The sequence below is a fragment of the Pseudomonas sp. PMCC200344 genome (genome assembly GCF_030053095.1).
Classification (GTDB): domain Bacteria; phylum Pseudomonadota; class Gammaproteobacteria; order Pseudomonadales; family Pseudomonadaceae; genus Aquipseudomonas; species Aquipseudomonas svalbardensis.
Genome location: NZ_CP125618.1, coordinates 482,634 through 508,049 on the forward strand (window position 1 = coordinate 482,634; position 25,416 = coordinate 508,049).

Annotated in this window: 15 protein-coding genes; 10 read left to right on the forward strand and 5 right to left on the reverse strand. The window is 58.8% G+C overall.

The genetic code is table 11. The features are described from left to right. Positions 1-18 precede the first annotated feature (18 nt). The gene (locus QFW87_RS02220; RefSeq protein ID WP_283182656.1) at positions 19-1,761 is read right to left on the reverse strand and encodes a potassium/proton antiporter; all 1,743 of its coding nucleotides are present in this window, start codon (positions 1,759-1,761) and stop codon (positions 19-21) included. A 168-nt stretch (positions 1,762-1,929) separates the two neighbouring features. Beyond that, positions 1,930-3,555 (reverse strand): methyl-accepting chemotaxis protein, encoded by a 1,626-nt coding sequence (locus QFW87_RS02225; protein ID WP_283189709.1) that lies wholly within the window; start codon positions 3,553-3,555, stop codon positions 1,930-1,932. A gap of 275 nt (positions 3,556-3,830) precedes the next feature. Here QFW87_RS02225 and QFW87_RS02230 point away from each other — a divergent pair, with 275 nt between their 5' ends. The 3 genes from QFW87_RS02230 to QFW87_RS02240 all read left to right on the forward strand — a co-directional run bounded on the left by QFW87_RS02230 (position 3,831) and on the right by QFW87_RS02240 (position 6,398). Next, the gene (locus tag QFW87_RS02230) at positions 3,831-4,061 is read left to right on the forward strand and encodes a hypothetical protein (RefSeq protein WP_008149645.1); all 231 of its coding nucleotides are present in this window, start codon (positions 3,831-3,833) and stop codon (positions 4,059-4,061) included. Next, positions 4,058-4,360: a cell division protein ZapA gene (locus QFW87_RS02235; RefSeq protein ID WP_283182658.1), complete on the forward strand. Its 303-nt coding sequence runs from the start codon at positions 4,058-4,060 to the stop codon at positions 4,358-4,360. Before QFW87_RS02230 ends, QFW87_RS02235 begins: the two co-directional genes overlap by 4 nt. 100 nt (positions 4,361-4,460) lie before the next feature. Continuing rightward, positions 4,461-6,398, forward strand: coding sequence for a methyl-accepting chemotaxis protein (locus tag QFW87_RS02240; protein ID WP_283189710.1), 1,938 nt, complete (start codon positions 4,461-4,463; stop codon positions 6,396-6,398). 137 nt (positions 6,399-6,535) lie between these two features. Here the strand turns inward: QFW87_RS02240 and QFW87_RS02245 are convergent, their stop codons facing one another. Both QFW87_RS02245 and putA read right to left on the reverse strand, forming a co-directional pair. Beyond that, on the reverse strand, positions 6,536-8,338 hold the full coding sequence (locus tag QFW87_RS02245; protein WP_283189711.1) for an acyl-CoA dehydrogenase: 1,803 nt from the start codon (positions 8,336-8,338) through the stop codon (positions 6,536-6,538). A 261-nt stretch (positions 8,339-8,599) separates the two neighbouring features. Next, the gene (putA, locus tag QFW87_RS02250; protein ID WP_283189712.1) at positions 8,600-12,553 is read right to left on the reverse strand and encodes a trifunctional transcriptional regulator/proline dehydrogenase/L-glutamate gamma-semialdehyde dehydrogenase; all 3,954 of its coding nucleotides are present in this window, start codon (positions 12,551-12,553) and stop codon (positions 8,600-8,602) included. A gap of 464 nt (positions 12,554-13,017) precedes the next feature. Between putA and putP the strand changes: the two genes are divergently transcribed. The 7 genes from putP (at position 13,018) to rlmJ (ending at position 24,492) form a co-directional block, all read left to right on the forward strand. Further along, positions 13,018-14,502 carry a sodium/proline symporter PutP gene (putP, locus tag QFW87_RS02255; RefSeq protein ID WP_283189713.1) on the forward strand — a complete coding sequence of 495 codons (1,485 nt, stop codon included), beginning with the start codon at positions 13,018-13,020 and terminating at the stop codon, positions 14,500-14,502. 242 nt (positions 14,503-14,744) lie between these two features. Next, positions 14,745-16,763, forward strand: coding sequence for a type VI secretion system tip protein VgrG (locus tag QFW87_RS02260; RefSeq protein ID WP_283189714.1), 2,019 nt, complete (start codon positions 14,745-14,747; stop codon positions 16,761-16,763). Beyond that, complete coding sequence (locus QFW87_RS02265; RefSeq protein WP_283189715.1) at positions 16,753-17,490, forward strand: DUF4123 domain-containing protein; 738 nt, start codon at positions 16,753-16,755, stop codon at positions 17,488-17,490. Before QFW87_RS02260 ends, QFW87_RS02265 begins: the two co-directional genes overlap by 11 nt. Next, on the forward strand, positions 17,490-22,253 hold the full coding sequence (locus QFW87_RS02270) for an RHS repeat-associated core domain-containing protein (RefSeq protein WP_283189716.1): 4,764 nt from the start codon (positions 17,490-17,492) through the stop codon (positions 22,251-22,253). The genes QFW87_RS02265 and QFW87_RS02270 overlap by 1 nt, the downstream gene beginning before the upstream one ends. Before the next feature lie 8 nt (positions 22,254-22,261). Next, complete coding sequence (locus tag QFW87_RS02275; RefSeq protein WP_283189717.1) at positions 22,262-22,675, forward strand: hypothetical protein; 414 nt, start codon at positions 22,262-22,264, stop codon at positions 22,673-22,675. Between the two features lie 344 nt (positions 22,676-23,019). Then, a complete protein-coding gene (locus QFW87_RS02280) occupies positions 23,020-23,343 on the forward strand; it encodes a hypothetical protein (protein WP_223432808.1) in 324 nt (107 codons plus the stop codon). Between the two features lie 309 nt (positions 23,344-23,652). Then, the gene (gene rlmJ / locus QFW87_RS02285) at positions 23,653-24,492 is read left to right on the forward strand and encodes a 23S rRNA (adenine(2030)-N(6))-methyltransferase RlmJ (RefSeq protein ID WP_095127455.1); all 840 of its coding nucleotides are present in this window, start codon (positions 23,653-23,655) and stop codon (positions 24,490-24,492) included. Positions 24,493-24,612: 120 nt separating this feature from the next. On the opposite strand, the gene msrA is transcribed toward rlmJ, so the two are convergent. Next, complete coding sequence (gene msrA / locus QFW87_RS02290; RefSeq protein ID WP_283182668.1) at positions 24,613-25,260, reverse strand: peptide-methionine (S)-S-oxide reductase MsrA; 648 nt, start codon at positions 25,258-25,260, stop codon at positions 24,613-24,615. Positions 25,261-25,416: the final 156 nt, after the last annotated feature.

Genomic DNA, 25,416 nt, shown 5'->3' on the forward strand with positions numbered 1-25,416 from the left:
CGAGACGAAGAATGGAGTTTAGAGGAACAAGCCCGGACCGGGGCGACTTCCTTCGGGGAATCTGACGCCCACTTTACCGATCTTGTTCCCTTCCATGACCGCGACGGTCCAAATGGTGTTGTTCCACTCCACCTGGTCACCAACTACGGGTGCACCGCCCACTTTCTGGGCAATGAAATGGCCGAGCGACATGTCCGGATCGATGCCTTCCACTTTCAACCCGTAAAGCGCCGCAACCGCGGCCAGCTGGGCGTCTCCTTCGAGTACGAAGTCGCCGAAGAAGCGCAAATCGAGGCCCCGTTGCGGTGCCTGACTGAAGAGTTTTCCGAGGGCCGGAAGGTTGTGTTCATGGCCGATTACGCACAGCAAATCGCCGACTTCGAGCACCGTACTACCCGACGGATGGAGCAGTTGCTGGCCACGAAACAGTGCTGCAATCCGGGTGCCTTCGGGCATTTTCAGCTCGCGAAGGGGTGAGCCGATGCACCATTTCTCGGCACCGAGGCGATAAACGAACAGCTCCCACTCACTGGTGACGTGGACTTCCAGGGCTGAGCGGGAGATTGGCGCCGGCTCCGGCGGAACGGTCACTTTCAAAAGCTTCGCCACCCACGGCAGGCTCGTGCCCTGAACCAGCAGCGACACCAACACGATAAAGAAGGCGAGGTTGAAATACAGCTGGGCGTTGGGCAGGCCGGCCATCAGCGGGAACACCGCGAGAATGATCGGGACCGCGCCGCGTAACCCAACCCATGAAATGAACGCCTTCTCGCGCCCATGGAACGCCTTGAACGGCAGCAGACCGACCATCACCGACAACGGCCGGGCAAACAGAATCATCCACAGCGCCAGACCCAGAGCGGGCAAGGCAATCGGCAACAAGTCGTGAGGTGTCACCAGCAGCCCCAGTACCAGGAACATGCCGATTTGCGCCAGCCAGGCCATGCCGTCGAGCATGTGTAAAATGCCGTGGCGGCTGCGCACCGGGCGGTTGCCGATGACCAGGCCGCACAGGTACACCGCCAAAAAGCCGCTGCCATGCAAGGCGTTGGTCAGGGCAAACACGACCAGTCCGCCAGCAATGACCAGGATCGGATACAGGCCGGTGGCCAAGTGGATGCGGTTGACCAGCTGCAGCATGACCCAGCCACCGCCCAGGCCGATGACGGCACCGATACCGAACTCACGCATAAAGTGCCCGAGCAGGCTCCAGTGCAGACCGGTCTGGCCGCTGGCGAGCATGTCGATCAGGGTCACGGTGAGGAACACTGCCATCGGGTCGTTGCTGCCGGACTCGATCTCGAGGCTGGCGGTGACCCGTTCGTTCAGGCCTTTGCCGCCGAGCAGCGAGAACACTGCCGCGGCGTCCGTCGATCCGACGATAGCGCCGATCAGCAGGCCCTGAATCAGGTTCAGGTTGAAAAGCCAGGCGGCTGCCATGCCGGTCAGCCCGGTGGTGATCAACACCCCGACCGTCGCTAGCGACAGCGCCGGCCATAACGCCACGCGGAAGCTGGAAACCCGGGTGCGCAAGCCGCCGTCGAGCAGGATGACTGCCAGGGCGAGGTTGCCGACCAGATAAGCCGTTGGGTAGTTATCAAAAACAATGCCGGCACCGTCGACGCCGGCCGACATGCCCACCGCGAGGATGATCACCAGAATCGGGATACCGAGGCGCGATGAAAGTGAGCTCACCAGAATGCTCGCACCTACCAGCAACGCGCCGATCAAGAACAGGCTGTTGATGGTCGTCGCATTCAAAGGCAGTACTCCAGAAAGCTGAAAGGCGGGCACAAACTGACCATGCAGTCTGCGTGCCAGCGATTCTAACCTGTTGAAATGTGATGCTGTCAAAAAGGTTTGCAGCAGCGGTAGGCACAGGGAGGGTGATCATTCCCACGCGGGAGCGTGGGAACGATCAGTTACGGGTTAGAGGCTAAACCGCCCAACCATATTGTTCAGGTCCAGCGCCAACCGCGACAACTCATTGCTGGCAGCACTCGTCTGATTCGCCCCGGTCGCCGATTGCACCGACAGATCACGGATATTCACCAGATTGCGGTCCACTTCGCGGGCCACCTGCGCCTGCTCTTCGGCAGCGCTGGCGATCACCAGGTTGCGTTCATTGATTTCGACGATGGCACTGTTAATAGTGTCGAGCGACATGCCTGCACCACGGGCGATGTTCAAGGTCGATTCAGCACGCTCGGTGCTGTTGCGCATCGAATCCACCGCGTGTTCGGTACCGCTCTGGATGCTGCCGATCATGCGTTCGATTTCGCTGGTCGATTGCTGGGTTCGATGGGCCAAGGCACGAACCTCGTCCGCCACCACGGCAAAACCACGACCGGCCTCACCGGCACGGGCAGCTTCGATCGCCGCGTTCAATGCCAGCAGGTTGGTCTGGTCAGCCAGACCGCGAATCACGTCCAGCACTTTGCCGATGTCACGGGACTCATTAGCCAGGTCGCCGATCAGGGTCGCGGTGCTCTGCACATCGGCGCTCATGCGTTCGATGGCGCTGACGGTTTCCTGCACCAGGTCACGGCCATCACCGGCGGAGGTGGTGGCATTTTTCGAGGCTTCGGACGTGCTGACGGCATTGCGCGCGACTTCTTCCACGGCGCTGGTCATTTCGTTGACGGCGGTGGCGGCCTGTTCGATTTCGTTGTTTTGCTGGGTCAGGCCACGGGCGCTTTCGTCGGTGACGCTGTTGAGCTCTTCAGCGGCGGACGCCAGTTGCGTGGCGGAACCGGAAATCCGTTGCAGGGTGTCGCGCAGCTTGTCCTGCATCTTCGACATGGCAAGCAGCAAACGGCCGGCTTCGTCTTCGCCATCGACATGGATCGGACGAGTCAGGTTGCCTTCGGCGATTTCTTCGGCAGCGCTCAGGGCGTTGGCGATCGGCTTGGTGATGCTGTTGGTCAGCAACCAGGCGAAAAGCAGGGTCAGGCCAGTGGCGATGACCAGTAGGGTCACCACCAGGTTGAAGGCTGACGAGTACTGGTCGGCGGCTTGCTGGTTGGTGTCAACGGTCTGCTGGGTGTTGATTTCCAGCAAACGGTTGAGCACGGAGTTAACGGCTTCAGAGTTAGTCAGCAAATCGGTATTGAGCAGCGTGCGCAGCTCCTCGACCTGATTGTTGCGCGACAGGCTCTTCATGCGGTCTTCGATCTGGCGGTACTGACCCAGCAACTGTACATACTGATCATAGGCTGCACGTTCCTGCGGGCTGGCGATCAGTTTTTCGTAGACCGTCTGAGCCACTCGGATCTGCTGATTACGGGTTTCCAGCAGGTCCAGGGTTTTCTGCTGGACGTCCGGCTCGCGGTTCACCAGCAGGCGATAGGACAGAACGCGCAGGCGCAGGGTCAGTTGCGTGAACTCGTCGAGGCTTTTGATGCTCGGTACGCTGTTCGAGGTTATCTCCTCGGCGGCGCCGCGAATCTTGCTCATCTGGTTCAAGGCGAACACACCCAGGATTAGCAGCATGGCGCCAATCAGGGTGAAGCCGAGGAACGCCCGCGGTGCGATATTCATATTTCGTAAGGACATGGTGTTCACCGAAAAAAGCGCATCCGTGCGGGGCTGAGACTGCTGTATGCATGACTTATCGGTCATACGACTAAAGTCTTGAGGCCCTGCGCGTTTTTGTCGCACAAAGGCTCCGGCGACGAAGTGCAGGAACCAGATCCGCCAATCACAGTCTTTAAAGTCCGCGAGGAAGGTCGCCCGCCAGGAAAATCAAGGCCTTGCGCCCCAATAACCCTGGCATCCGTGGTGACTTTTCTTTATCGTACGCGCCCTTTGAAAATGCTTGGAAAATCAAAATGTTGGAAGCATCCCTAAGCCAATTGGAACAGCTGGTCAGCGACCTGGTGCAACAGAACCAGACCCTGCTCGGCACTAACCAAACCCTGAGCGCAGAACTGGCCCAGGCCAAGGATGAAAACGAAAGCCTGCAGTTGAGCCTGATGGAGCAGGAAGAGAAACAAGGTGCCACCGCTGCACGCATTCAGGCCCTGGTTGAGCGCGTCAGCGCCGGCCCAGTCAGCGCATGAATCACGGCGCCGCAGGGGTAAAAGTCGTCTCGATCCTGGGGGAGGACTATTCGATCAAGGCGCCGGCCGGGGAAGAGCAAACCCTGCTGGACGCCGCGTTAATGCTGAAGGCTGCCCTGGCTGACACCAAAAAGAAGTACCCGACACTGATCGGTGACCGCTTGCTGGTGCTGGCCGCGATGAATCTGTGCTCCCAGCAGATCGAAATGCAGAAACAGCACAAGCAGGAACTCGACCGTTACCAAGAGCAAGTCAGCGCCACGGTTGAAGTGATCGCCAAGACGATCAGTCAGGCCTGATCGGCTTTGCGCACAACCAAAGAATAAATTGTCGTTTGCGTTGTATACAATCGGCACGGCTGTTGCAGTGTTTCAGCCTCTTATTCTTTGGGGGTGCTCCATGCAGTTCTGGCGACGCAGTATTCAATGGCAGTTGATCCTGAGCATGGGCACCGCCCTGCTGGTCAGTATTCTGATCGTGGTTGGCATTTATACCCTCGTGGTCAACCGTCTCGCCGAGCGCTATCTGGTCGAACAAGCGCTACCGTCGAGCATCGAAGCGATGCGCAACGACATCGAGCGAATCCTCGTTCAACCCCTCACCGCCGCGAAGGACATCGCCAGCAATAGCATGGTGCGCGACTGGTTGGCCGGGGGTGAAAACAGTGCTCAGACCGCCACGTTCGTGAAGTATCTGGAAGGCATTCGCGCCGAGCACAAAGCCTTTACCGCGATTATTGTCGGCACCGCGTCCAACCATTACTTCACTGAAAAAGGCCTGGACCGGACCCTCAGTCGCTCCAATCCAAAGGACGCCTGGTTCTATGCTTTCCTCGACAGCAGCCAGCCGCGCACCCTCAATATCGACAATGACACCGCCACCGGCGAATTGGCACTGTTCATTGACTTCAAGGTCGAGCAGGCCGGTAAAGTTGTGGGCGTTGCCGGGCTTGGCCTGAGCATGAAAGAGCTGTCGGAGCTGATCCATAACTTCAACTTCGGTGAGCGCGGCAAGGTCTATCTCGTGCGTTCCGACGGTTTGATCCAGGTTCACCCCGAAGCGCAGTTCAGCGGCAAGCGCACACTCGCTGAACAGATCGGTGCCTCGGCGGCGCAAGCGGTCATGGCTCAAAAAGCCGCCACCCACAGCAGCTTCGATCGCGATGGCGAAGATTTCCTGGCATTGAGCCTGCCGTTGCGGGATCTGGGCTGGACCTTGGTGGCCGAAGTGCCACAGTCGCAGATCTACGCCGAAGCCCGCCGCGCCATGTGGATGAGCAGCGGCATCGGCCTGGCGGTAGCGCTGGTTTGCCTGATGCTGGTGGTGTGGTTGGCCCGTGGATTGGTGCGGCCGATCCGTCAGGTAACAGCAGCACTGGTAGCCATCGGTAGCGGTGGTGGAGATTTGACCCACAGGTTAGATTCCAGTCGCGCCGATGAACTGGGCGACCTGGCTCGCGGCTTCAATCGGTTCCTGGAAAGTCAGCGCGACATGATCGGCGAAGTGCTGACCACCAGCGAGCGTTTACGCACGGCAGTCGGCCAGGTGGCGCGGGTGGTGGACAACACGGCCGAACGCTCCGGCCGCCAGCAAGAAATGACCGACATGGTCGCCACCGCCGTCCACGAAATGGGCCTGACCGTGCAGGAAATCGCCCAGAATGCCGGCAACGCTGCGGTGGCTTCGCAAACTGCCCGGGATGAGGCGATGCAGGCGCGGGAAGTGGTGGGCGGGTCGATCCGGCATATTGAAAGCATGTCCGATGAGATTGGCCTCGCTGCCAGTGCGGTGGGCGAGTTGGCCCATCAGGTGGCATCCATCGATCAGGTGCTGGCAGTAATTCGGGGGATTTCCGAGCAGACCAATTTGCTGGCGCTCAACGCGGCCATCGAAGCGGCGCGGGCCGGGGACATGGGGCGTGGGTTTGCGGTCGTCGCGGATGAAGTGCGGACCTTGGCGCGGCGGACGCAGTCGTCGACTGATGAGATTCAGCAGATGATTGGCAGCCTCAAGCAAGGCGCGGAGAACGCGGTGTCGTCGATGCATTCCGGACAAGCGGCGACCGGCACAGGCGTCGAATCGAGCCAGCGGACCGGGGAGTCGTTGACGGCGATTACCGGCCAGGTGGAGCGCATCAGCGACATGAACCATCAGGTGGCGGCGGCGACGGAAGAGCAGTCGGCGGTGACGGAAGAGATTAACCGGAACGTGCAGGGGATTTCTGATCTGGCCCGTGCCACCGCGGGGGAGGTCAGAGCGTGCCGTGAAGACTGTCAGACGTTGCAGCGGTTGGCGGATGATTTGGCGCGGCAGATGGGTAGCTTCAAGCTGAGCTGATAAATGTATCGCCTGCACTGACGCCTTCGCGAGCAGGCTCGCTCCCACATTATTTGAACGCGTTGTCTGGTTAAACGCGGACCACTGTGGGAGCGAGCCTGCTCGCGAATGTTTTCAGCCGCGCCAAAGTGTTCGGATTAGAACCACTCATCCTGCATTGTCAGACAAACATCATCCCGAGCCTCAAGAATCGCCAGCTCGTGATGACAACCCGGCACTTCCCACGTCAGAAAATACCGCGCCGCCTGCAGCTTGCCTTTATAGAAGCTCACATCCGCCGCATTCCCTTTGGCCAGCCCTTCCTCAGCGCGAATCGCCTGCTCCAACCAGCGCCAGCCAATCACCGTGTGCCCGAACACTTTCAGGTACAGTGCCGAGTTCGCCAGGCTGCTATTAACCTTGCCTTGCCCCAGATCCGTCAGCAGGCCAATGGTCACCGTTTGCAGACGCGCCACCAATTTCTCCAGCGGCTCACGCAGCGCGGTCAACGATTCATACGCTTGAGCGCGCTCGGCGGTATCGGCAATCAGACGGATCAATTGCTTGAGCCCCGCACCACCGTTCTGCGCCAGTTTGCGGCCCAGCAAATCCAGCGATTGAATGCCGTGAGTCCCTTCGTGAATCGGGTTCAAACGGTTGTCGCGGTAATACTGCTCCACCGGGTATTCGCGTGTGTAGCCATGGCCGCCGAGTATCTGGATCGCCAGTTCGTTGGCCTTCAGGCAAAACTCCGACGGCCAGGATTTGACGATCGGCGTGAGCAAATCCAGCAGTTCATGGGCCTGTTTGCGCTCGGCTTCAGTCTCAAGTGTCGTGGTGTCGTCAAACAGCCGCGCCGCGTACAGCCCGAGGTCGAACGAGCCTTCGACGTAGGCTTTTTGGGTCAGCAACATGCGTTTGACGTCGGCGTGCTGAATGATCGCCACTGGCGCGGTATTCGGGTCCTTGCTGTCCGGCACGCGACCTTGCGGACGCTCGCGGGCGTACTCCAGGGAGTACAAATACCCGGCGTAACCGAGCATCACCGCGCCCATGCCGACGCCGATCCGCGCCTCGTTCATCATCTGGAACATGTAGCTCAAGCCGTGATGAGGCTTGCCCACGAGGTAGCCGACACACTCGCCGTTATCGCCGAAGTTCAGCGCGGTGGAGGTAGTGCCACGCCAGCCCATCTTGTGGAACAAGCCCGCCAGCAGCACGTCGTTACGTTTGCCCAGACTGCCGTCTTCGTTGACCAGGAACTTGGGCACTATAAACAGCGAAATCCCTTTCACTCCGGCCGGTGCATCCGGCAGTTTGGCCAGCACCATGTGCACGATGTTTTCCGACAGCGGGTGATCACCGCCAGAGATAAAGATCTTGTTGCCCTTGAGTCGATACGTGCCGTCAGACGCAGGCTCTGCGCGGGTACGAATATCCGATAGCGACGAGCCAGCATGCGGTTCGGTCAGCGCCATGGTGCCGAAGAAGCGTCCGTCGATCATCGGTTGCAGGAAGCGTTGTTTCTGCTCCTCGGTGCCGAAGCTTTCGATCAGGTTCGCCGCGCCCATGGTCAGGAACGGATAAGAGGTCGACGCCGCGTTGGCCGACTGAAAGTGCGCGAAGCAGGCTTGGGACAACAGCGTAGGAAGTTGCATGCCGCCGGCGTCGAAACTGCGCGCGGCGTTGAGGAAACCGGCTTCGAGGAAGGCGTCCACCGCCGGTTTCACCTCCGGAATCAGAATCGCCTGACCGTCCTCATAGCGCGGTTCGTTCTCGTCGCCCTTGCGATTGTGTGGGGCGAAGAACTTCTCGGCGATGGTGCGGGCGGTGCCGATGGCCGCGTCGAAGGTCTCGCGGTTGTGCTCGGCGAAACGCTCACGCTGGGTCAGGCCTTCGGCATCGAGGACTTCATACAGCTCGAAAGCCAGATTGCGGGAACTGAGCAACGTCTCGGACATGGCGGCCTACCTTTTTTTGGAATGGACCGAGTCTAGGCGTGGGAAGGGCGGGGTGAACAGGATGATTGATGAGCGTGATGGTAGATCAGAGCAGCGACTTACCAGACACCCCAAAACAATTGTGGGAGCGAGCCTGCTCGCGATAGCGGTGTGTCATCCAATACAGGTGTCGGATGACATGCCGCTATCGCGAGCAGGCTCGCTCCCACAGGGGATATTGCATACCGGGCGTCCATTGCGGGCGCCCGGTGGTATTACGGTTTAACCGATGGTCATCAGGCTCGCATTACCACCCGCAGCAGCAGTGTTGACGCTCAACGCCCGCTCAATCACCAGACGTTCCAGCGCAATGTTGGTTTCGCCTTGCGACAAGCCATGAACCCCAACAATCGCGCCAGCACGCTTGGCGACTTGCTGACAGACCGCACGCAGCTGATCGGAATGGCCATGATGCAGAACCGCATCAATCACCACTTCGTCCTTGTTCCAGTCGGAAACCAGTTTGATCTTCGCCTGAATATCCTTCGGCAAACGTGCGAACAAGGCCTTGGTCAATTCCGCTTCCGGCCATACGGCCGAACCGCCCACCGCCAATACCGCGGCCAGTTGGGTCAGCAGATCGCCTTCGACTTCCGCCAGGCACAGCACGTGTTCGCGCGGCAGGATGGCGTAGCTGTTGCGCTCGCCGGTCGGGCCAGCGAGAACACGGGTGATCCCGCTTTGCGATTGCGCCGCGAATTGCACGCACAGGGTGCTCAAGTCAGCGAACTTGTTGCTGTCGGCCCAAGCCTTCAAGGCGGTCAGCGGTTTACTCATGGCATCACGCAAACGGACATCCGGTGCCACGATGGCGTCGCCGCGAGCGAAGGATTGTTCGATCGCATCGGTAGGACGCGTCGACAGCAGACGGTACAGGTACAGCGGACCACCCGCCTTCGGACCAGTGCCCGACAGACCTTCGCCGCCGAACGGCTGCACGCCGACCACGGCACCAACAATGTTGCGGTTTACGTAGACGTTACCGGCGTTGACGTTGTCGATCACCTTGGCGATGGTCTCGTCGATGCGGGTGTGCACGCCCAAGGTCAGGCCGTAACCGGAAGCGTTGATCTGACCGATCAATTGATCAATGTCTTTGCGCTTGTAGCGAACCACGTGCAGCACCGGGCCGAAGATCTCACGTTGCAGCTCGTCGAAGCTTTCAAGTTCGATCAGGGTCGGCATCACGAAGGTGCCGCGTTTGACTTCTTCGGTGTTGGCGATTGCCACCTGGTACACGCTGCGACCTTTGTCACGCATGCCCTGGATGTGCTTCTCGATACCGGCCTTGGCTTCGGCGTCGATCACCGGGCCGATGTCCACGGACAGGCGCTCTGGATTGCCGAGACGGCATTCAGCCATGGCACCTTTAAGCATTTCGATGACACGGTCAGCGGAATCTTCCTGCAGGCACAGCACTCGCAGTGCCGAGCAACGTTGACCGGCGCTGTCGAAAGCCGACGACACCACGTCGATCACAACTTGTTCGGTCAGTGCCGAAGAGTCGACGATCATCGCGTTCTGGCCACCGGTTTCGGCGATCAGCGGAATCGGGCGACCTTGAGCATCCAGACGACCCGCGACGTTGCGTTGCAGCAAACGAGCGACTTCGGTGGAGCCGGTGAACATCACGCCTTTGACCCGATCGTCACCGACCAGACGCGCGCCAACGGTTTCACCACGGCCCGGCAGCAATTGCAGCACGCCTTCCGGAATCCCGGCTTCGAGCAGCAAGCGCACGGCTTGAGCAGCGACCAACGGGGTTTGTTCCGCAGGCTTGGCCAGTACCGGGTTGCCGGCAGCCAGTGCCGCAGCGACTTGACCACTGAAAATTGCCAGCGGGAAGTTCCACGGGCTGATGCAGACCACCGGGCCCAATGGGCGGTGGGCGTCGTTGGTGAAATCGTTGCGCGCCTGCACCGCGTAATAACGCAGGAAATCCACGGCCTCACGCACTTCGGCGATGGCGTTGGCGAAGGTCTTGCCTGCTTCGCGAGCCAGCAGACCCATCAGCGGCTGGATCTCACCTTCCATCAAATCGGCAGCACGTTCGAGAATCGCGGCGCGTTCGGCGGGCGGAGTGGCCTGCCAGATCGGCGCAGCGTTCAGGGCGCACTGGATCGCGTTGTCGACGTCTTCGACGGTGGCTTCCTGTACGTGGCCAACCACGTCACGCAGATCGGACGGGTTCAGAACCGGTGCAGGGGTTTCAGTGCTGGACGCGCAACCGAGCATCGGCGCAGCTTTCCAGTGGTTATGAGCGGTTGCCAGCAAAGCACAGGACAGCGAAGCCAAACGATGTTCGTTGGCCATGTCGATGCCGCTGGAGTTGGCGCGCTCGGCACCATAAAGGTCACGCGGCAGCGGGATGCGCGGGTGCGGCAGGCCGAAGCCGCCTTCCAGCGTCGCCATCTGCTCGATGCTGGCCACTGGATCGGCCACCAGCGCCTGAATAGAGATGGACTGATCGGCGATCTGATTGACGAACGAGGTGTTCGCGCCGTTTTCCAGCAGACGACGGACCAGATACGCCAGCAGCGTTTCGTGAGTACCTACCGGTGCGTACACGCGGCACGGACGGTTCAACTTGCCTTCGGAAACTTTGCCTACAACCTGTTCGTACAGCGGTTCGCCCATGCCGTGCAGGCACTGGAACTCGTACTGTCCGGGGTAATAGTTCTGACCGGCGATGTGGTAAATGGCCGACAGCGTGTGGGCGTTGTGCGTGGCGAACTGCGGGTAGATGACTTCCGGTACCGACAACAGTTTGCGGGCGCAGGCGATGTAGGAAACGTCGGTGTACACCTTGCGGGTGTAGACCGGATAGCCTTCCAGGCCTTCGACCTGGGCGCGCTTGATTTCGCTGTCCCAGTACGCGCCTTTTACCAGACGGATCATCAGGCGATGACGGCTGCGGCGAGCCAGGTCAATCACGTAGTCGATTACATACGGGCAACGCTTTTGATAAGCCTGGATCACGAAGCCGATGCCGTTCCAGCCGGTCAGTTGCGGCTCGAAGCACAAGCGCTCCAGCAGATCCAGCGACAGCTCGAGGCGGTCGGCTTCTTCGGCGTCGATGTTCAGGCCGATGTCGTATTGCTTGGCCAGCAGGGTCAGCGACAGCAGGCGCGGGTACAACTCGTCCATCACGCGCTCGTACTGGGCGCGGCTGTAACGCGGGTGCAGGGCCGACAGCTTGATGGAGATGCCGGGGCCTTCATAAATCCCACGACCGTGGGACGCTTTGCCGATCGAGTGGATGGCTTGTTCGTACGAAGCCAGGTACTTCTGGGCGTCGTGCTCGGTGAGTGCGGCTTCACCCAGCATGTCGTAGGAATAGCGGAAGCCTTTAGCTTCGAACTTGCTGGCGTTGGCCAGGGCTTCGGCGATGGTTTCGCCGGTCACGAACTGCTCGCCCATCAGGCGCATCGCCATGTCGACGCCCTTGCGGATCATCGGCTCGCCGCTCTTGCCGATGATGCGGCTCAAGGACGAAGTCAGGCCGGCTTCGTTGTGGGTGGCGACCAGTTTGCCGGTCAGCAACAAACCCCAAGTGGCGGCGTTGACGAACAACGACGGGCTGTTGCCCAAGTGCGGGTGCCAGTTGCCGGTGCTGATCTTGTCGCGGATCAGTGCGTCACGTGTGCCTTTGTCCGGGATGCGCAGCAGCGCTTCGGCCAGGCACATCAGCGCCACGCCTTCCTGGGACGACAGGGAAAATTCCTGCAACAGGCCCTGTACAATTCCGGCACGGCCGCCGGCGCTCTTCTGATTGCGCAGTTTTTCGGCAATCGAGGCGGCGAGTTTGTTGGTGGCTTGGGCCATGGCGACCGGCAGGCGAGCCTGCTCGATCAGCATCGGCACTACTTCCGGCTCAGGGCGACGGTAGGCGGCGGTGATCGAAGCGCGCAGCACCGATTGCGGCAGGATGCTTTCAGCGAATTCCAGGAAGCACTGGTGCGCGTGGTCAGCGTGGAACTCGCCGGCGTCGTCAGCGTCTTTGCTGATCAAACCGCTCAGCTCGGTCAGGGTTGCACCACCCTCGAGTTTTTCCAGGTAATTGAAAATTGCCTGCTTGATCAGCCAGTGCGGCGTGCGATCAATCGAGGTCGCGGCAGCCTTGAGGCGCTCGCGGGTCGGGTCGTCAAGTTTGACCCCAAGGGTGGTGGTAGCCATATTTTTATCCTCATGTTTGCCACGACCGCGTGGCATCAGCTGGCGGCAAGATTAGCCGTGCAACCGCCGAGGTGCAACCGGGTGCAACCCTTTTTTTGTCGGAATAATAAGCAGCTTGTCAGGAAATAAATTCCGGTACGAACGTACCGCACCTACTTGGTGCTTTTGCTTCTAGTAAATAGCCAGGACTGCCACAAAAGGGAGCAAAAACAGGGCTTTTTCAAGTAAATCCGACTAGGTGCAACTTATTCTCCAGAAACTGGTTGCACCTTATTTGCTTTGTTGAATAGCATTCGCGCCCAAGGTGCAACCGGTCAAAAAAGACAGGTGCACCGGCTGATGGCTTTCCTGGGGAAACATCAGTCATAAATGCGCGGGCCCCGAAATCGTCTGAACAAACGTTGTCGTTTGTCGGCGGTTTCACACTCTGCCGCTACATAAAAACAAAGCCAGGGCATCACTCAATGAGCGTAAGCAATCCAACACTGATCACGTTCGTGATCTACATCGCAGCAATGGTGCTGATCGGCTTCATGGCCTATCGCTCCACCAACAACCTTTCTGACTACATTCTGGGCGGTCGCAGCCTGGGCAGCGTCGTGACTGCATTGTCCGCCGGCGCCTCCGACATGAGCGGCTGGTTGTTGATGGGCCTGCCGGGCGCTATCTACATGTCCGGTCTGTCCGAAAGCTGGATCGCCATCGGCCTGATCGTCGGTGCTTACCTGAACTGGTTGTTTGTTGCCGGCCGTCTGCGCGTGCAGACCGAGCACAACGGCGATGCGCTGACCCTGCCGGATTACTTCTCCAGCCGTTTCGAAGACAAAAGCGGCCTGCTGCGGATCATCTCCGCGGTCGTGATCCTGGTGTTCTTCACCATCTACTGCGCTTCCGGCATCGTGGCCGGTGCCCGTCTGTTCGAAAGCACCTTCGGCATGTCCTACGAGACAGCGCTGTGGGCCGGTGCTGCGGCGACGATTGCCTACACCTTCGTCGGCGGTTTCCTGGCAGTGAGCTGGACAGACACCGTACAAGCTACGCTGATGATCTTCGCCCTGCTGCTGACGCCGATCATCGTGCTGCTGGCTACCGGCGGCGTCGACACCACGTTCCTGGCCATCGAAGCGCAAGACGCCAGCAACTTCGACATGCTGAAAAACACCACCTTCATCGGCATCATCTCGCTGATGGGCTGGGGCCTGGGCTACTTCGGCCAGCCGCACATCCTCGCGCGTTTCATGGCGGCGGATTCGGTCAAGTCGATCGCCAACGCTCGCCGTATCTCCATGACCTGGATGATCCTGTGCCTGGGCGGCACCGTCGCGGTAGGTTTCTTCGGTATCGCTTACTTCTCGGCGCACCCTGAAGTGGCCGGTCCTGTGACCGAAAACCACGAACGCGTGTTCATCGAACTGGCCAAAATCCTGTTCAACCCATGGATCGCCGGTATCTTGCTGTCGGCCATTCTGGCGGCTGTGATGAGTACCCTGAGCTGCCAACTGTTGGTGTGCTCGAGCGCCCTGACCGAAGACTTCTACAAAACCTTCCTGCGTAAAACCGCTTCCCAGCTGGAACTGGTCTGGGTCGGTCGTGCCATGGTGCTGCTGGTTGCCCTGATCGCTATCGCGCTGGCCGCTAACCCGGAAAACCGCGTACTGGGTCTGGTCAGCTACGCCTGGGCCGGTTTCGGTGCAGCTTTCGGTCCGGTTGTCCTGATCTCCGTGATCTGGAAAGACATGACCCGCGACGGCGCACTGGCCGGCATCCTGGTCGGCGCGATCACCGTGATGGTCTGGAAACACTTCGAACTGCTGGGCCTGTACGAAATCATCCCGGGCTTCATCTTCGCCAGCCTGGCCATCTACATCGTCAGCAAACTGGGCGAGCCGACTAAAGGCATGCTTCAGCGCTTCGCTGCTGCCGAGGCAGATTTCCGCCTGAACAAGTGATGGGGATGAGCTGATGCTCTGACCTTTCGCCGAACATGAAAACGGCCCGCGTCCTTTTGGAGGCAGGCCGTTTTTTTTCGTATGTACGACCAATCTGACGGGTATGTCTGTAGTTCTCTTTTCCAATTTTTGAAGGATAAATCTCTAAAAAAGTAGGGGAAATCTGATTTCCCTGTCCCTCCATCAACACCCCTTGTCGCTCATGCAGAATCGCCCGCCTTCATTCTGCAGAGACACATCGGATGTTCGCTCCTGCCAATCAACCGCGTTTCACGTTGACGATCGACGGCGTCCAGAATGAGCTCAAGGTACTTGAGTTCTCGGGCGCGGAAGCCATCAGCCAGCCCTACCGTTTTGACCTGGAACTGGTCAGCGAACGGCCCGACATAGAGCTTGAAAGCCTCCTGCATCGTCAGGCGTTTCTGAGTTTTGATGCGCAGGGTTCCGGCATTCATGGCCAGATTTTTCGCGTCGGCCAAAGCGATTCCGGACAACGCCTGACGGGCTACCAAATCAGCCTCGTGCCGCGTCTGGCCTACCTCGGCCAGCGTATCAATCAGCGGATCTTCCAGCACAAAAGCGTGCCGGCGATCGTCGCGCAAATTCTCAAGGACCACGGCATCCAGCGCGATGCTTTCGAGTTTCGGCTCGGCAGCGACTACCCAGCGCGCGAGTACTGCGTGCAATACGCCGAAAGCGATCTGGCGTTCATCCAGCGGCTGTGTGCCGAGATCGGCATTCACTACCACTTTCAGCACAGCCTCGACGGGCACCTGTTGGTATTTGGTGATGACCAGACGGTTTTCCCTCGTCTGCCCGAGCCGACGCTATACCTGCCGGGCAGCGGAATGGCGGCGGATGCACCGGCCATCAAGCGTTTCAACGTGCGACTGGAAACCCGGACGACAGCGGTAACCCGTCGCGATTACGACTTCCGCAAACCGCGTCTGCAACTTGAGAGCCGCCTCGACAGTGAGCTGCGACCGGTGCTCGAGGATTACCACTTCCCGGGTCAATTCACCGACCGCGAACACGGCAAGCATCTGGCCCAGCGAGCACTCGAACGCCACAACGCCGACTTCCGTCAGGCCGAAGGTCGTGGCGACGAATCGGCTTTGGTCAGCGGGCACTTCCTGCACCTGGCCGAGCATCCGCGTCAGGCATGGAATGACCTGTGGTTGATCACCGAAATCGAACACCGTGGCCGCCAGCCGCAAGTGCTGGAAGAGTCGGTTACCAGTGACGGCCCGGATGATTTCCAGGGCTATCGCAATACCTTTCTGGCAACACCGTGGGACGTTTCGTTTCGCCCTCCACTCGGGCCGGAAAAACCACGCATGCTCGGCTATCAACCCGCCGTGGTCACCGGCCCGACCGACAGCGAAATCCATTGCGACGAGTTCGGTCGAGTCAAGGTTCAACTCGCCTGGGACCGCGACGGTCAGCTCGATGAACACTCCAGTTGCTGGCTGCGCGTCGCCACCGGCTGGGCGCACGACCGTTATGGCAGCGTGATGATCCCGCGAGTCGGCATGGAAGTGCTGGTGGGATTCGTCGACGCCGACGCCGACAAACCGCTGGTGATGGGCTGCTTGCCGAATGCCGCAACCCCAGTGCCGCTCGATCTGCCCGCCGACAAAACCCGCAGCATTTTCCGCAGCCAGAGCAGTCCCGGTGGTGGCGGTTACAACGAATTGCGCATCGAAGATCGCAAAGGCGCCGAGGAAATCTACCTGCGCGCCCAGCGAAACTGGACCCAGCACGTGCTGAATGATCAACAGGTGCAGGTCGATAACGCCCGCAGCATCGTCGTCACCGGCACCGCTCGACATGAGCTGAAGGCTGACGAGCAACGCATCACCCATGGTCAGCGCCAGACCGAAGTGAAACGGGACGATCACCTAGTGGTGGTCGGTGACCGACACATTCGCGTGACCAGCCAGGCGCTGAATGCCAGTCAGCAATTCCATGTCAGCGCCGGTCAGCAAGTGGTGATCGACGGTGGGGCCAGCGCGACGATTCAGGCGGGCGGGCAGTGGATCAATATTGGCCCCGGCGGGATTTTCAGCAGCGTGCCGATTCAGGTGGGGGGCGCGTTGATGTCGGCCATGGCTGCTTCGCCGACCTTGCCGGATGCGCCGTTGAAACTCGTCGCCGCCCCGGCGGCGCTGCTGAGTGCCGCACAGATTCTGAGCCTGAAAAGCGACGCGCCGTTCTGTGAGGAATGTGAGCGTTGCAAGGAGGGTGTCTGTGCAGCCTGATGCCTTGTCACCCCACGCCTGGTTGGATCGCCAACCGCTCAAACCTTCCGAGCAGTTGTTCGCGGTTTTCAGCAACGCGAGTGCCGCTGAACCGTTTAAAGCCTGGCAGCGTTCGATCTCCGCTCAAGCACCCAGTCCGATCTGGTCCGGCACCGCTTACGCCGAGTGGGAACCGGTGATGCCCTATGTCGGAATCGTCGCTGCTGACAGTGAGTTTTTGCAGTGGGTCGCCACAACCGAGTCTCGCGATTGGGGTTGGTTGGCGGTTTCTTCTGCCCCTCAGGAGGTGTTGGTCGAGCATCTTCGCAGCCTCACTCAAGTTCTTTTGCCCAACGGTAACGCAGTGTTTTTTCGCTTTTGGGATGGGCGTTATTTGCTGTCGATCCTTCAGTCTGCCGAGGTTAACGCTACGCAGCTGATGCCGGTGATCGGGCGCTGTTTGATCAATGGTCAATCGCTCGAAATCGGTGGCCAAGCGCTAAACAGTTCCCGTGTTTTTCCGTGGTGGGAAGTTTCCGAATCGCTGCTCAAACACCTCGGTACCGAGTTCGCAACGACCCGAATCAGCAACTTGCTGAAGTGGCTGAGCGAAGAGCGCCCTGACCTTTACGAGGCGTCTTCCGACAGCGTTTTGCGCCACAAGGTCGCGATCTTTCTTGAGGCATCGGATCTGCCTCAAGCACCCAAAACAGCCTTGGTGGAATACCTGATGGCGGAGCTGAACTGATGGATCAGATTGTACGAATCGAGCAGGAGCTCGACGGCTTTAAAGACACCTTGAGTCTGTATCGCCAACAACTCGGCGGCTTCCTAAGCAGGAATGCGGACAAGGTCAGCCGAGCTACGGACATGCCATCGCTGATGGCCATGGAGCGGAAGATCAAGCTGGGCAATACCAGCAAGTCTGTAAGCAGTGGTGATGAAGACTTTTTCTCCAGTGTTGCGCGTTGTCCGAAGAGCGGGATTCTAGAGATCGAAAGCAAGTTCGAGTCGGTCTACGACATTCCGTTAGGAAACATCCAGGTCGATGTGATTGCCATTGATGGTGGCAAGAGCACACCGGTCAAGCTCGATGAAAACGGTAAGGGGCAGTTCACAGGCACGCCTGGAAAGTTCTATCGCGTGCATGTTCAGAGTGAAGTCACCCCGGATCAAATCAATGATCTTTTTTCCTCTTACGACGGCCTCACCGAAGAGTTGGAAGGCTGGCTGCGCAAAGAGTGGGAAGGTTTCAAACCGCAGTGGTCGCAGCAGTCGGCGTCAGCTTCGTTGGCGGCGGTGGGTAATGGAATGCGCGCAGGAAGTTGGGACGCGATTCAGGCTGTTTGGGATGGCATCGGTGAACTCACTGACATTCTGAAAGACCCTAACGCCTTTGCTGAGAAACTGGGTGAAAGCACAGGAGAACTCGCAAGACTCGCAGTAAGCGCTCCAGACATGATGGAAAAAGCCATGTTGCTGGCCACCGACGAAGCGGCGCTGTGTCTGCTGATGCGCACCGCAGTGCTATGGCTCGAAGCATTGCCACCTTCGCAACTGACCGGGTCCTCGGCCGAGGCTATTTCCAAAGTCGTGGTTGGTTTGGTCATCGACTTGTTAATTGGCTTGGTGTTGAGCCTGGTCGGGGTTGGCATTGCCTGGCTGATAGTGCGCCTGGCCAAGTACAGCGCGCAGATTTTTCAGGCAGCAATGGGCTTCGTGAAGTCGATGGTCACGATCATCAATAACTTTATGGAGTATGTAGATCGCTACAAAAAAGTCGCCGCGCGCGGTGTTGCTGCGGGACTAAAAAAAGGTCGGATGCAACTTCGCTGGAATGGCCGCAAAAACACCACACTGAAAAAAGACGAGCACCACGACAACGTCCCGGATCAGGCGAAAAACCCCAACGGTGACAGCGCCGATTCCGTTGATAAAACCGCCACCAACAAATGTCCGGTGTCGATGGTCACCGGCGAAGAACTGCTGACCCTCACCGACGGTTTACTGGACGGGATTTTGCCGTTCGACTTCACCCGGCTCTATCGCACCAGCGCCGCCGAGATCGATATCGGCCTCGGATTCGGCTGGAGTCACAGCCTTGCGCATCGACTGGAAATCGACGGCGACACCGTCATCTGGATCGACCACGAAAACCGCCGCACCTCCTTCCCGCTGCCGAACCACGAACGTCCGGCGATCCACAACAGCCTGTCGCGTGCGGCGATTTATCTCGGCGATCAACCCGAAGAACTGATCCTCGCCCAGGCGGGTGACGACGCACGGTTCTATCACTTTCATAACGGTCGGTTGACGGCGATCAGCGACGCTTACGACAACCGTCTGCGCATCACCCGCGATCGACAAGACCGCATCAAACGCCTCGACAACGGTGCCGGTCGCGCCTTGTTGCTGCGCTATGACCGCAGCCATTTGGTCGCCGTCGAGTATCAGCGCTTTCATCCGGCCGACACCCTCGACGAGGCCTGGCACACCGAACAGACGCTGGTCACGTATCACTACGACGAACGCGATCAACTGATCGAAGCCACCAACGCCGCCGGCGAAAGCGAACGCTACGACTACGACGATCAGCACGTCATCTTGCAGCGGCAACTGACCGGTGGGGCGAGTTTCTTCTGGGCGTGGGAAAGGTCCGGCAAGGCGGCCCGATGTGTCCGCCATTGGGCGTCGTTTTCACAGATGGACGCGCGTTATGTCTGGGATGAGCAGGGCAGTGTCACCGTCCAGAACATCGACGGCAGTGAAGAGGTTTACGTCCACGACGATCGGGCGCGGCTGGTGCGCAAGGTCGAACTGGATGGTGGCGAACACCTCAAGGCCTACGACGATAAAGGTCGGTTGATTGCCGAGCAGGATCCGCTCGGCGCCGTCACCGAATACCGTTACGACGAAGTCGGACGGCTTATTGCGCTGATTCCACCGGAAGACGAACCGACGGCCTACGAGTACCGCAACGGTTTCCTGCACGCGCGGTACCGCGGTAAAGCGGTCTGGACTTCTCAGCGCAATGCTCAGGGCGCTATCACCGAAGCGACCGATCCCGACGGCCATGTCAGCCACTACCACTACGACAAAAAAGGCCAGCTGCTGTCGATCCGTTACCCGGACAACAGCCGGCATCTGTTCGTCTGGAGCGCCTTAGGCCAATTGCTCGAAGAGACCTTGCCGGACGGTGGCCAGCGGCGGTTTTCCTACGATGCGATGGGTCGGCAGCTTACCCGTCAGGATGAACACGGCGCCGTCACCCAGTACCAATGGGATGCCGTTGGCCGACTGATTCAGACGACGCTTCCTACCGGTGCCAGCCGCGCGTTCAGCTACAACGCCTACGGCAAGATCACCGCCGAGCGCGACGAACTGGGGCGTTTCACGCGTTACGAATACGTCGACGATCTGCACCTGGTCAGCCGCCGCCTCAACGCCGACGGCACCCAGCTGAAGTACCGCTACGACAACGCCCAGCTGTTGCTCACCGAAATCGAAAACCAATACGGTGAAAAATATCAGCTGGACTACACGGCCAACGGCCTGATCCGACAAGAAACCGGGTTCGACGGCCAGCGCACGGCGTATGCCTACGACCTCAACGGCCATCTGCTGGAGAAAACCGAGTTCGGCGAGGACGACTCGCAGCTGGTGACGGCTTATCAGCGGGATTCGGCAGGACGCCTGCTGGTCAAAACGTTGCCCGACGGCGTCAAGGTCGAGTATCGCTATGACAGCCTTGGCCGCCTGGTCAGCGTCGACGACGGCCACGATCATCCGCTGGAATTCGAGTACGACCCACAGGACCGCCTGATCACCGAACATCAGGGCTGGGGCACCTTGCGCTATGGCTACGACGCCTGCGGTCAGCTGAATCGCCTGCGCCTGCCGGACAACAGCAAACTCGACTACCGCCACGCCAAGGGTGGCGTGCTGGCCGCCATCGACCTCAACGGTGCGCGACTCACCACTCACCAATTCGCCTTCGGTCGCGAACAGCAACGCCAGCAAGGCCTGTTGCTCAGCGAATATGCCTACGACGATCAGGGACGCCTGAAGGCCCACGCCGTCAGCCAACGGCAACAACCGCTGTATCGCCGCGACTATGCCTACAACGCCAACGGCAATCTCGACAGCATCGCCGACACCCGCCAAGGCCAGCGCAGCTATCAGTACGATCCACTCAACCGCCTGACCCGCGTGCGCCACAGCCGCGACGACCCAGCGGAAAGCTTCGCCCACGACCCGGCCGGCAACCTGCTGATGCAGGACCGCCCCGGTGCCGCGACCGTCAAAGGCAATCGCCTGCTCATGCAAGGCGATCGCCATTACGACTACGACGCCTTCGGTAACCTGATCCGCGAACGCCGCGGCACCGCGCAAAAACTCGTCACCGAATACCGCTACGACTGCCAACACCGCTTGGTCGGCGTCACAACCCCTGACGGCCGCAGCGCCAACTACCGCTACGACGCCTTCGGCCGCCGCATCAGCAAAACCGTCGACGGCAACATCACCGAGTTCTTCTGGCAAGGCGACCACCTCATCGCCGAAAGCAGCCGCGAGCACTACCGCAGCTACCTCTACGAACCGGGCAGCTTCCGCCCACTGGCCATGCTCGACGGCAAAGGCCCGCGCAAGGCTTGCCCGTTTTACTACCAGCTCGATCACCTGGGTACGCCGCAGGAACTGACTGATTTTGGTGGCGAGATTGTTTGGTCGGCGAAGTACAACGCCTACGGCAAAGTCACTCGCCTCGCGTTCGGTGGGGGAGAGCAGCTCGAGCAACCGTTGCGGTTTCAAGGGCAGTACTTCGATGCCGAGAGTGGTCTGCACTACAACCGGCATCGGTACTATGATCCAGAGGTGGGTCGGTACCTGACGCCGGACCCGATCAAGTTAGCGGGTGGGCTGAACCAGTATCAGTACACACCGAATCCGACGGGGTGGGTTGATCCGTTGGGGCTGAGCGGGAATTGCCCGCCGCCGAATAAACCAGGGTGTGGGGCGCCGGATGATACGACTGGCGCTAAGGTTAATGAGGGTGAGCCTGAGTTACCGAAGCCTAAACTGAGTGCTGCGGAGCTTGCCAAGAAAGAAGTTAAAAGATTAAACGACAGTCAAGGCATGCATATGGTTGGAAAGCATGACCCTGAAGTTCCTCGTGCGGCTCATAAGCAAAGGGCAATTGATGGCACAGATCCTATTACAGGGGTGACACCTAAAGACAAGATAGGGAATCCAAGCTCTAGATTCTATAGCTGGGAGCTACAATTGGAGGCTTATAAGATGGCAACTTCTCGAGAGGCAAACGGTCTACCGAAATTTACAGGGACTGATAAAAAAGGTCGGAAAATTGTGAGAATGAGGTTTCCTGACGGCGGTGAAGGTTATATACCAAATTCGAAAAATAAAAATGAACCTAAACTGGTAAAGATGAACGGAATAGAAATGAAATTCAGCAAAAAAGAAAAACCATTCACATTGTATCCAATCAAGTAGGTGGCGTTTTGATAGAGCCTAGTACCGGCTATTCATATATCCCTACGCCTTCATATTTTTTAGGCGGATTTGATATATATGACAGGGAAGAAACGTTAGGTGAGGAGTTGGGTAGGTTTAACCCAAATGACCCAATAGATCGAAAGACTTTGGTGCTTCATTATTGTTTGGTTGAATTTTCAGAGCTTTCATACAGGCATAAGTATTTGCTTGTGGGTTGTCTAGATAAAGCTCTGCGAGATGCCAGTTATGATTTCCAAGCTTTGTTAGAAAATGATCCTGAAGAGTACTCATCGTTACCTTCGGGGTGGGACAAAATGGACAATCCTCGAGCTTTTTTCGAAGAGGTTTTTCGGTTAGCAACTGTGGAGTGGAAAGACGACCTTCAAAAAGCCAGTCTTGAAGATCAATCCACTTGGTAGAGGACGTCTCTGAGCGGAAGCGAAATTTCTGGGCAAGGTCGTCGGAAGTTTCCTTCAAGTTGTAGCGGTTTTCATGAACTGGTGCGCAACGGACCTCATCGATAGTCTCTTAGCTGTCTCTGCAAACTCAGTGACAGGGCGTGGAAGCCCTTCTATCGTTAGGCGCATCAAGCGCCACCAGTTCGGCGTGTTTTATCGTCTGTGTTTTATGGTGGCTGTGCGCGGGGCGCTTTCGAGTGCGCCGGGTGCCTAACGTCCCGGTCTTCCACACCTGCGTACAGCCGCCACCCATTGCGTGGAAGCGATTTCTGGCGGCGTCAATCCATACGTTAGGACTAAAATCGATGAAAACACTTCACCCCGATCCTCCCTACGAAAAACCAACCCCCCATCCCCAAAGCCGCTTCATGGCGCTCACCAGCAATTGCGACGACATGCCAACCCTGTTCGTCGACACCCAAGCGCCGCTGGATGTTTTATATGACGCTGCCAACTACCGAATTCGCGCCGTCACCCAAGTGATGGAGAACTTGTCCATGCGCGGTTCGATCGAGTGTCAGTCCTTCATTCTTAGTGATTTTGCTTTGCTCTGTGCCATTCCGTTGCGGGATGGGTGTGATGTGCTGGATGTGTTAGGGCGACGATTGAAGGCTCGGTCTTCGGAGTAGCGCCGGGGGCTTTCGCTGATGCTGTTCAGTTAAGTTGATACGCACGTTTTTGTAGCAGCTGGCGAAGCCTGCGTTCGGCTGCGCAGCAGTCGTAAACCCTGCCTGCACGGTGCACCTGAAACACCGCAAGCTCTGATTTTACGACTGCTGCGCAGCCGAACGCAGGCTTCGCCAGCTGCTACAGATCGTGTTGCGGCCTAGCTGAGGTGTGTTTTCCCCTTTATGCGTGCTGCAACTGCCCGCTCGGCTGTGAGGCCCTGACGTTCGCCGCTGTACAAGGTAAACTTCCCGCCCTTCGCAGGAGCAGCCATGAATTATCGTCACGCCTTCCATGCCGGCAATCACGCCGATGTGTTCAAACACCTGACTTTGACCCGCATCATCGCCTTGATGTCGCGCAAGGAGCAGCCGTTTGCCTATCTCGACACTCACGCCGGCATTGGTCTGTATGACCTGCAGGGTGATCAGGCGAGTCGTACCGGTGAGTACCTGGAAGGTATTGCGCGTTTGTGGGATCAGCCGGATCTGCCGGCGTTGACCGCGGATTACATGAAGGTGCTGCACGACATGAACCCGGATGGCCAGTTGCGCTATTACCCAGGGTCGCCTGAGTTGGCGCGGCGTCTGACGCGGCCGCAGGATCGGGTGATGCTCAACGAAAAGCACCCGGAAGACGGTGTGTTGCTCAAAGATAATATGGCGGGCGACCGTCGGGTGAAGGTGCATCTGGGTGAAGGCTGGCATGTGCCGCGTGCGATGTTGCCGGTGCAGGAGAAGCGGGCGGTGATGTTGATTGATCCGCCGTTCGAGCAGCTGGATGAGATGCAGCGCTGTGCGGCGTCGCTGAAAGAGGCGATTGGGCGGATGCGGCAAACCGTGGCAGCGATCTGGTACCCGGTGAAGGATCAGCGCATGTTGCGTCGTTTTTATCAGGATCTGGCGGGTACGGGCGCGCCGAAGTTGTTGCGGGTCGAGTTGTTGGTGCATCCGCTGGATACGCCGAACAGTTTGAACGGGTCCGGGTTGGCGATTGCGAATCCGCCGTGGGGGCTGGAAGAGGAATTGCGTGAGTTGCTGCCGTGGTTGTCCAAGAAGTTGGGGCAGACCCAGGGTGGTTGGCAGATGGATTGGTTGATTGCTGAGAGTTGATCGCCTGATCAGATGCATTGATGGCGTTTGAGAGGACGCCTTCGCGGGCAAGCCTCGCTCCTACAGGTCGGTGTGACCGTAGGCGCGAGGCTTGCCCGCGATGCTTTCAGGGCCCGAAAGTCAGATTGGGCAAGTCACGCCCGTACCGCCAATCCCGCAATACCCTTCAGGGTTTTTCGCCAGGTATTGCTGGTGATAAGCCTCGGCGAAGTAGACCGTCGGCGCTTCTTCGATTTCGGTGGTGATGGTGCCTTTGCCTGCCTTGGTCAGTTCGACCTGGAACACCTGCTCGCTGTGCTTGGCGGCAGCCAATTGCGTCGGGTTGGTCGCATAGATCACCGAGCGGTACTGCGTGCCGATGTCATTGCCCTGACGCATGCCCTGAGTTGGGTTGTGCAATTCCCAGAACATCTTCAGCAGCTCTTCGTAGCTGACTTTTGCCGGCTCGTAGACCACCAGAACCACTTCGCTGTGACCGGTCAGGCCCGAGCAGACTTCTTCATACGTCGGGTTCGGCGTAAAACCACCGGCGTAACCCACCACCGTACTGACCACGCCTTCACGCTGCCAGAACTTGCGTTCCGCGCCCCAGAAGCATCCGAGGCCGAAGATCGCGAAATCCACATCGGTGACGAACGGGCCCAGCAGCGGGGCGTCGTGGACGAAGTGTTTTTCCGGCAGGTTCATTGGGGTTTCGCGGCCAGGCAGAGCTTGTTCTTTAGTCGGGAGCACGTTTTTGTTCACCAGAATTTCCGAGCGCAGAACCATGATCAGTCCTCTCAGTCAGGTTGGGGATGTAGGTAGACAGACCGCCAGTTTGCCCAATTATCCCTGTGGGAGCGAGCCTGCTCGCGAAAGCGGCGTGACAGTCGACATCATTGTTGCCTGACACACCGCTTTCGCGAGCAGGCACGCTCCCACAGG

Excerpts from the sequence above, each read along its gene's own strand:
- QFW87_RS02260 (WP_283189714.1), top strand. The coding sequence starts at position 14,745 with ATGTTCGCTCCTGCCAATCAACCGCGTTTCACGTTGACGATCGACGGC.
- QFW87_RS02240 (WP_283189710.1), top strand. The coding sequence starts at position 4,461 with ATGCAGTTCTGGCGACGCAGTATTCAATGGCAGTTGATCCTGAGCATG.
- rlmJ (WP_095127455.1), top strand. The coding sequence starts at position 23,653 with ATGAATTATCGTCACGCCTTCCATGCCGGCAATCACGCCGATGTGTTC.
- QFW87_RS02235 (WP_283182658.1), top strand. The coding sequence starts at position 4,058 with ATGAATCACGGCGCCGCAGGGGTAAAAGTCGTCTCGATCCTGGGGGAG.
- QFW87_RS02280 (WP_223432808.1), top strand. The coding sequence starts at position 23,020 with ATGAAAACACTTCACCCCGATCCTCCCTACGAAAAACCAACCCCCCAT.
- putA (WP_283189712.1), bottom strand. The coding sequence starts at position 12,553 with ATGGCTACCACCACCCTTGGGGTCAAACTTGACGACCCGACCCGCGAG.
- QFW87_RS02230 (WP_008149645.1), top strand. The coding sequence starts at position 3,831 with ATGTTGGAAGCATCCCTAAGCCAATTGGAACAGCTGGTCAGCGACCTG.
- QFW87_RS02245 (WP_283189711.1), bottom strand. The coding sequence starts at position 8,338 with ATGTCCGAGACGTTGCTCAGTTCCCGCAATCTGGCTTTCGAGCTGTAT.
- QFW87_RS02270 (WP_283189716.1), top strand. The coding sequence starts at position 17,490 with ATGGATCAGATTGTACGAATCGAGCAGGAGCTCGACGGCTTTAAAGAC.
- msrA (WP_283182668.1), bottom strand. The coding sequence starts at position 25,260 with ATGGTTCTGCGCTCGGAAATTCTGGTGAACAAAAACGTGCTCCCGACT.
- QFW87_RS02225 (WP_283189709.1), bottom strand. The coding sequence starts at position 3,555 with ATGTCCTTACGAAATATGAATATCGCACCGCGGGCGTTCCTCGGCTTC.
- putP (WP_283189713.1), top strand. The coding sequence starts at position 13,018 with ATGAGCGTAAGCAATCCAACACTGATCACGTTCGTGATCTACATCGCA.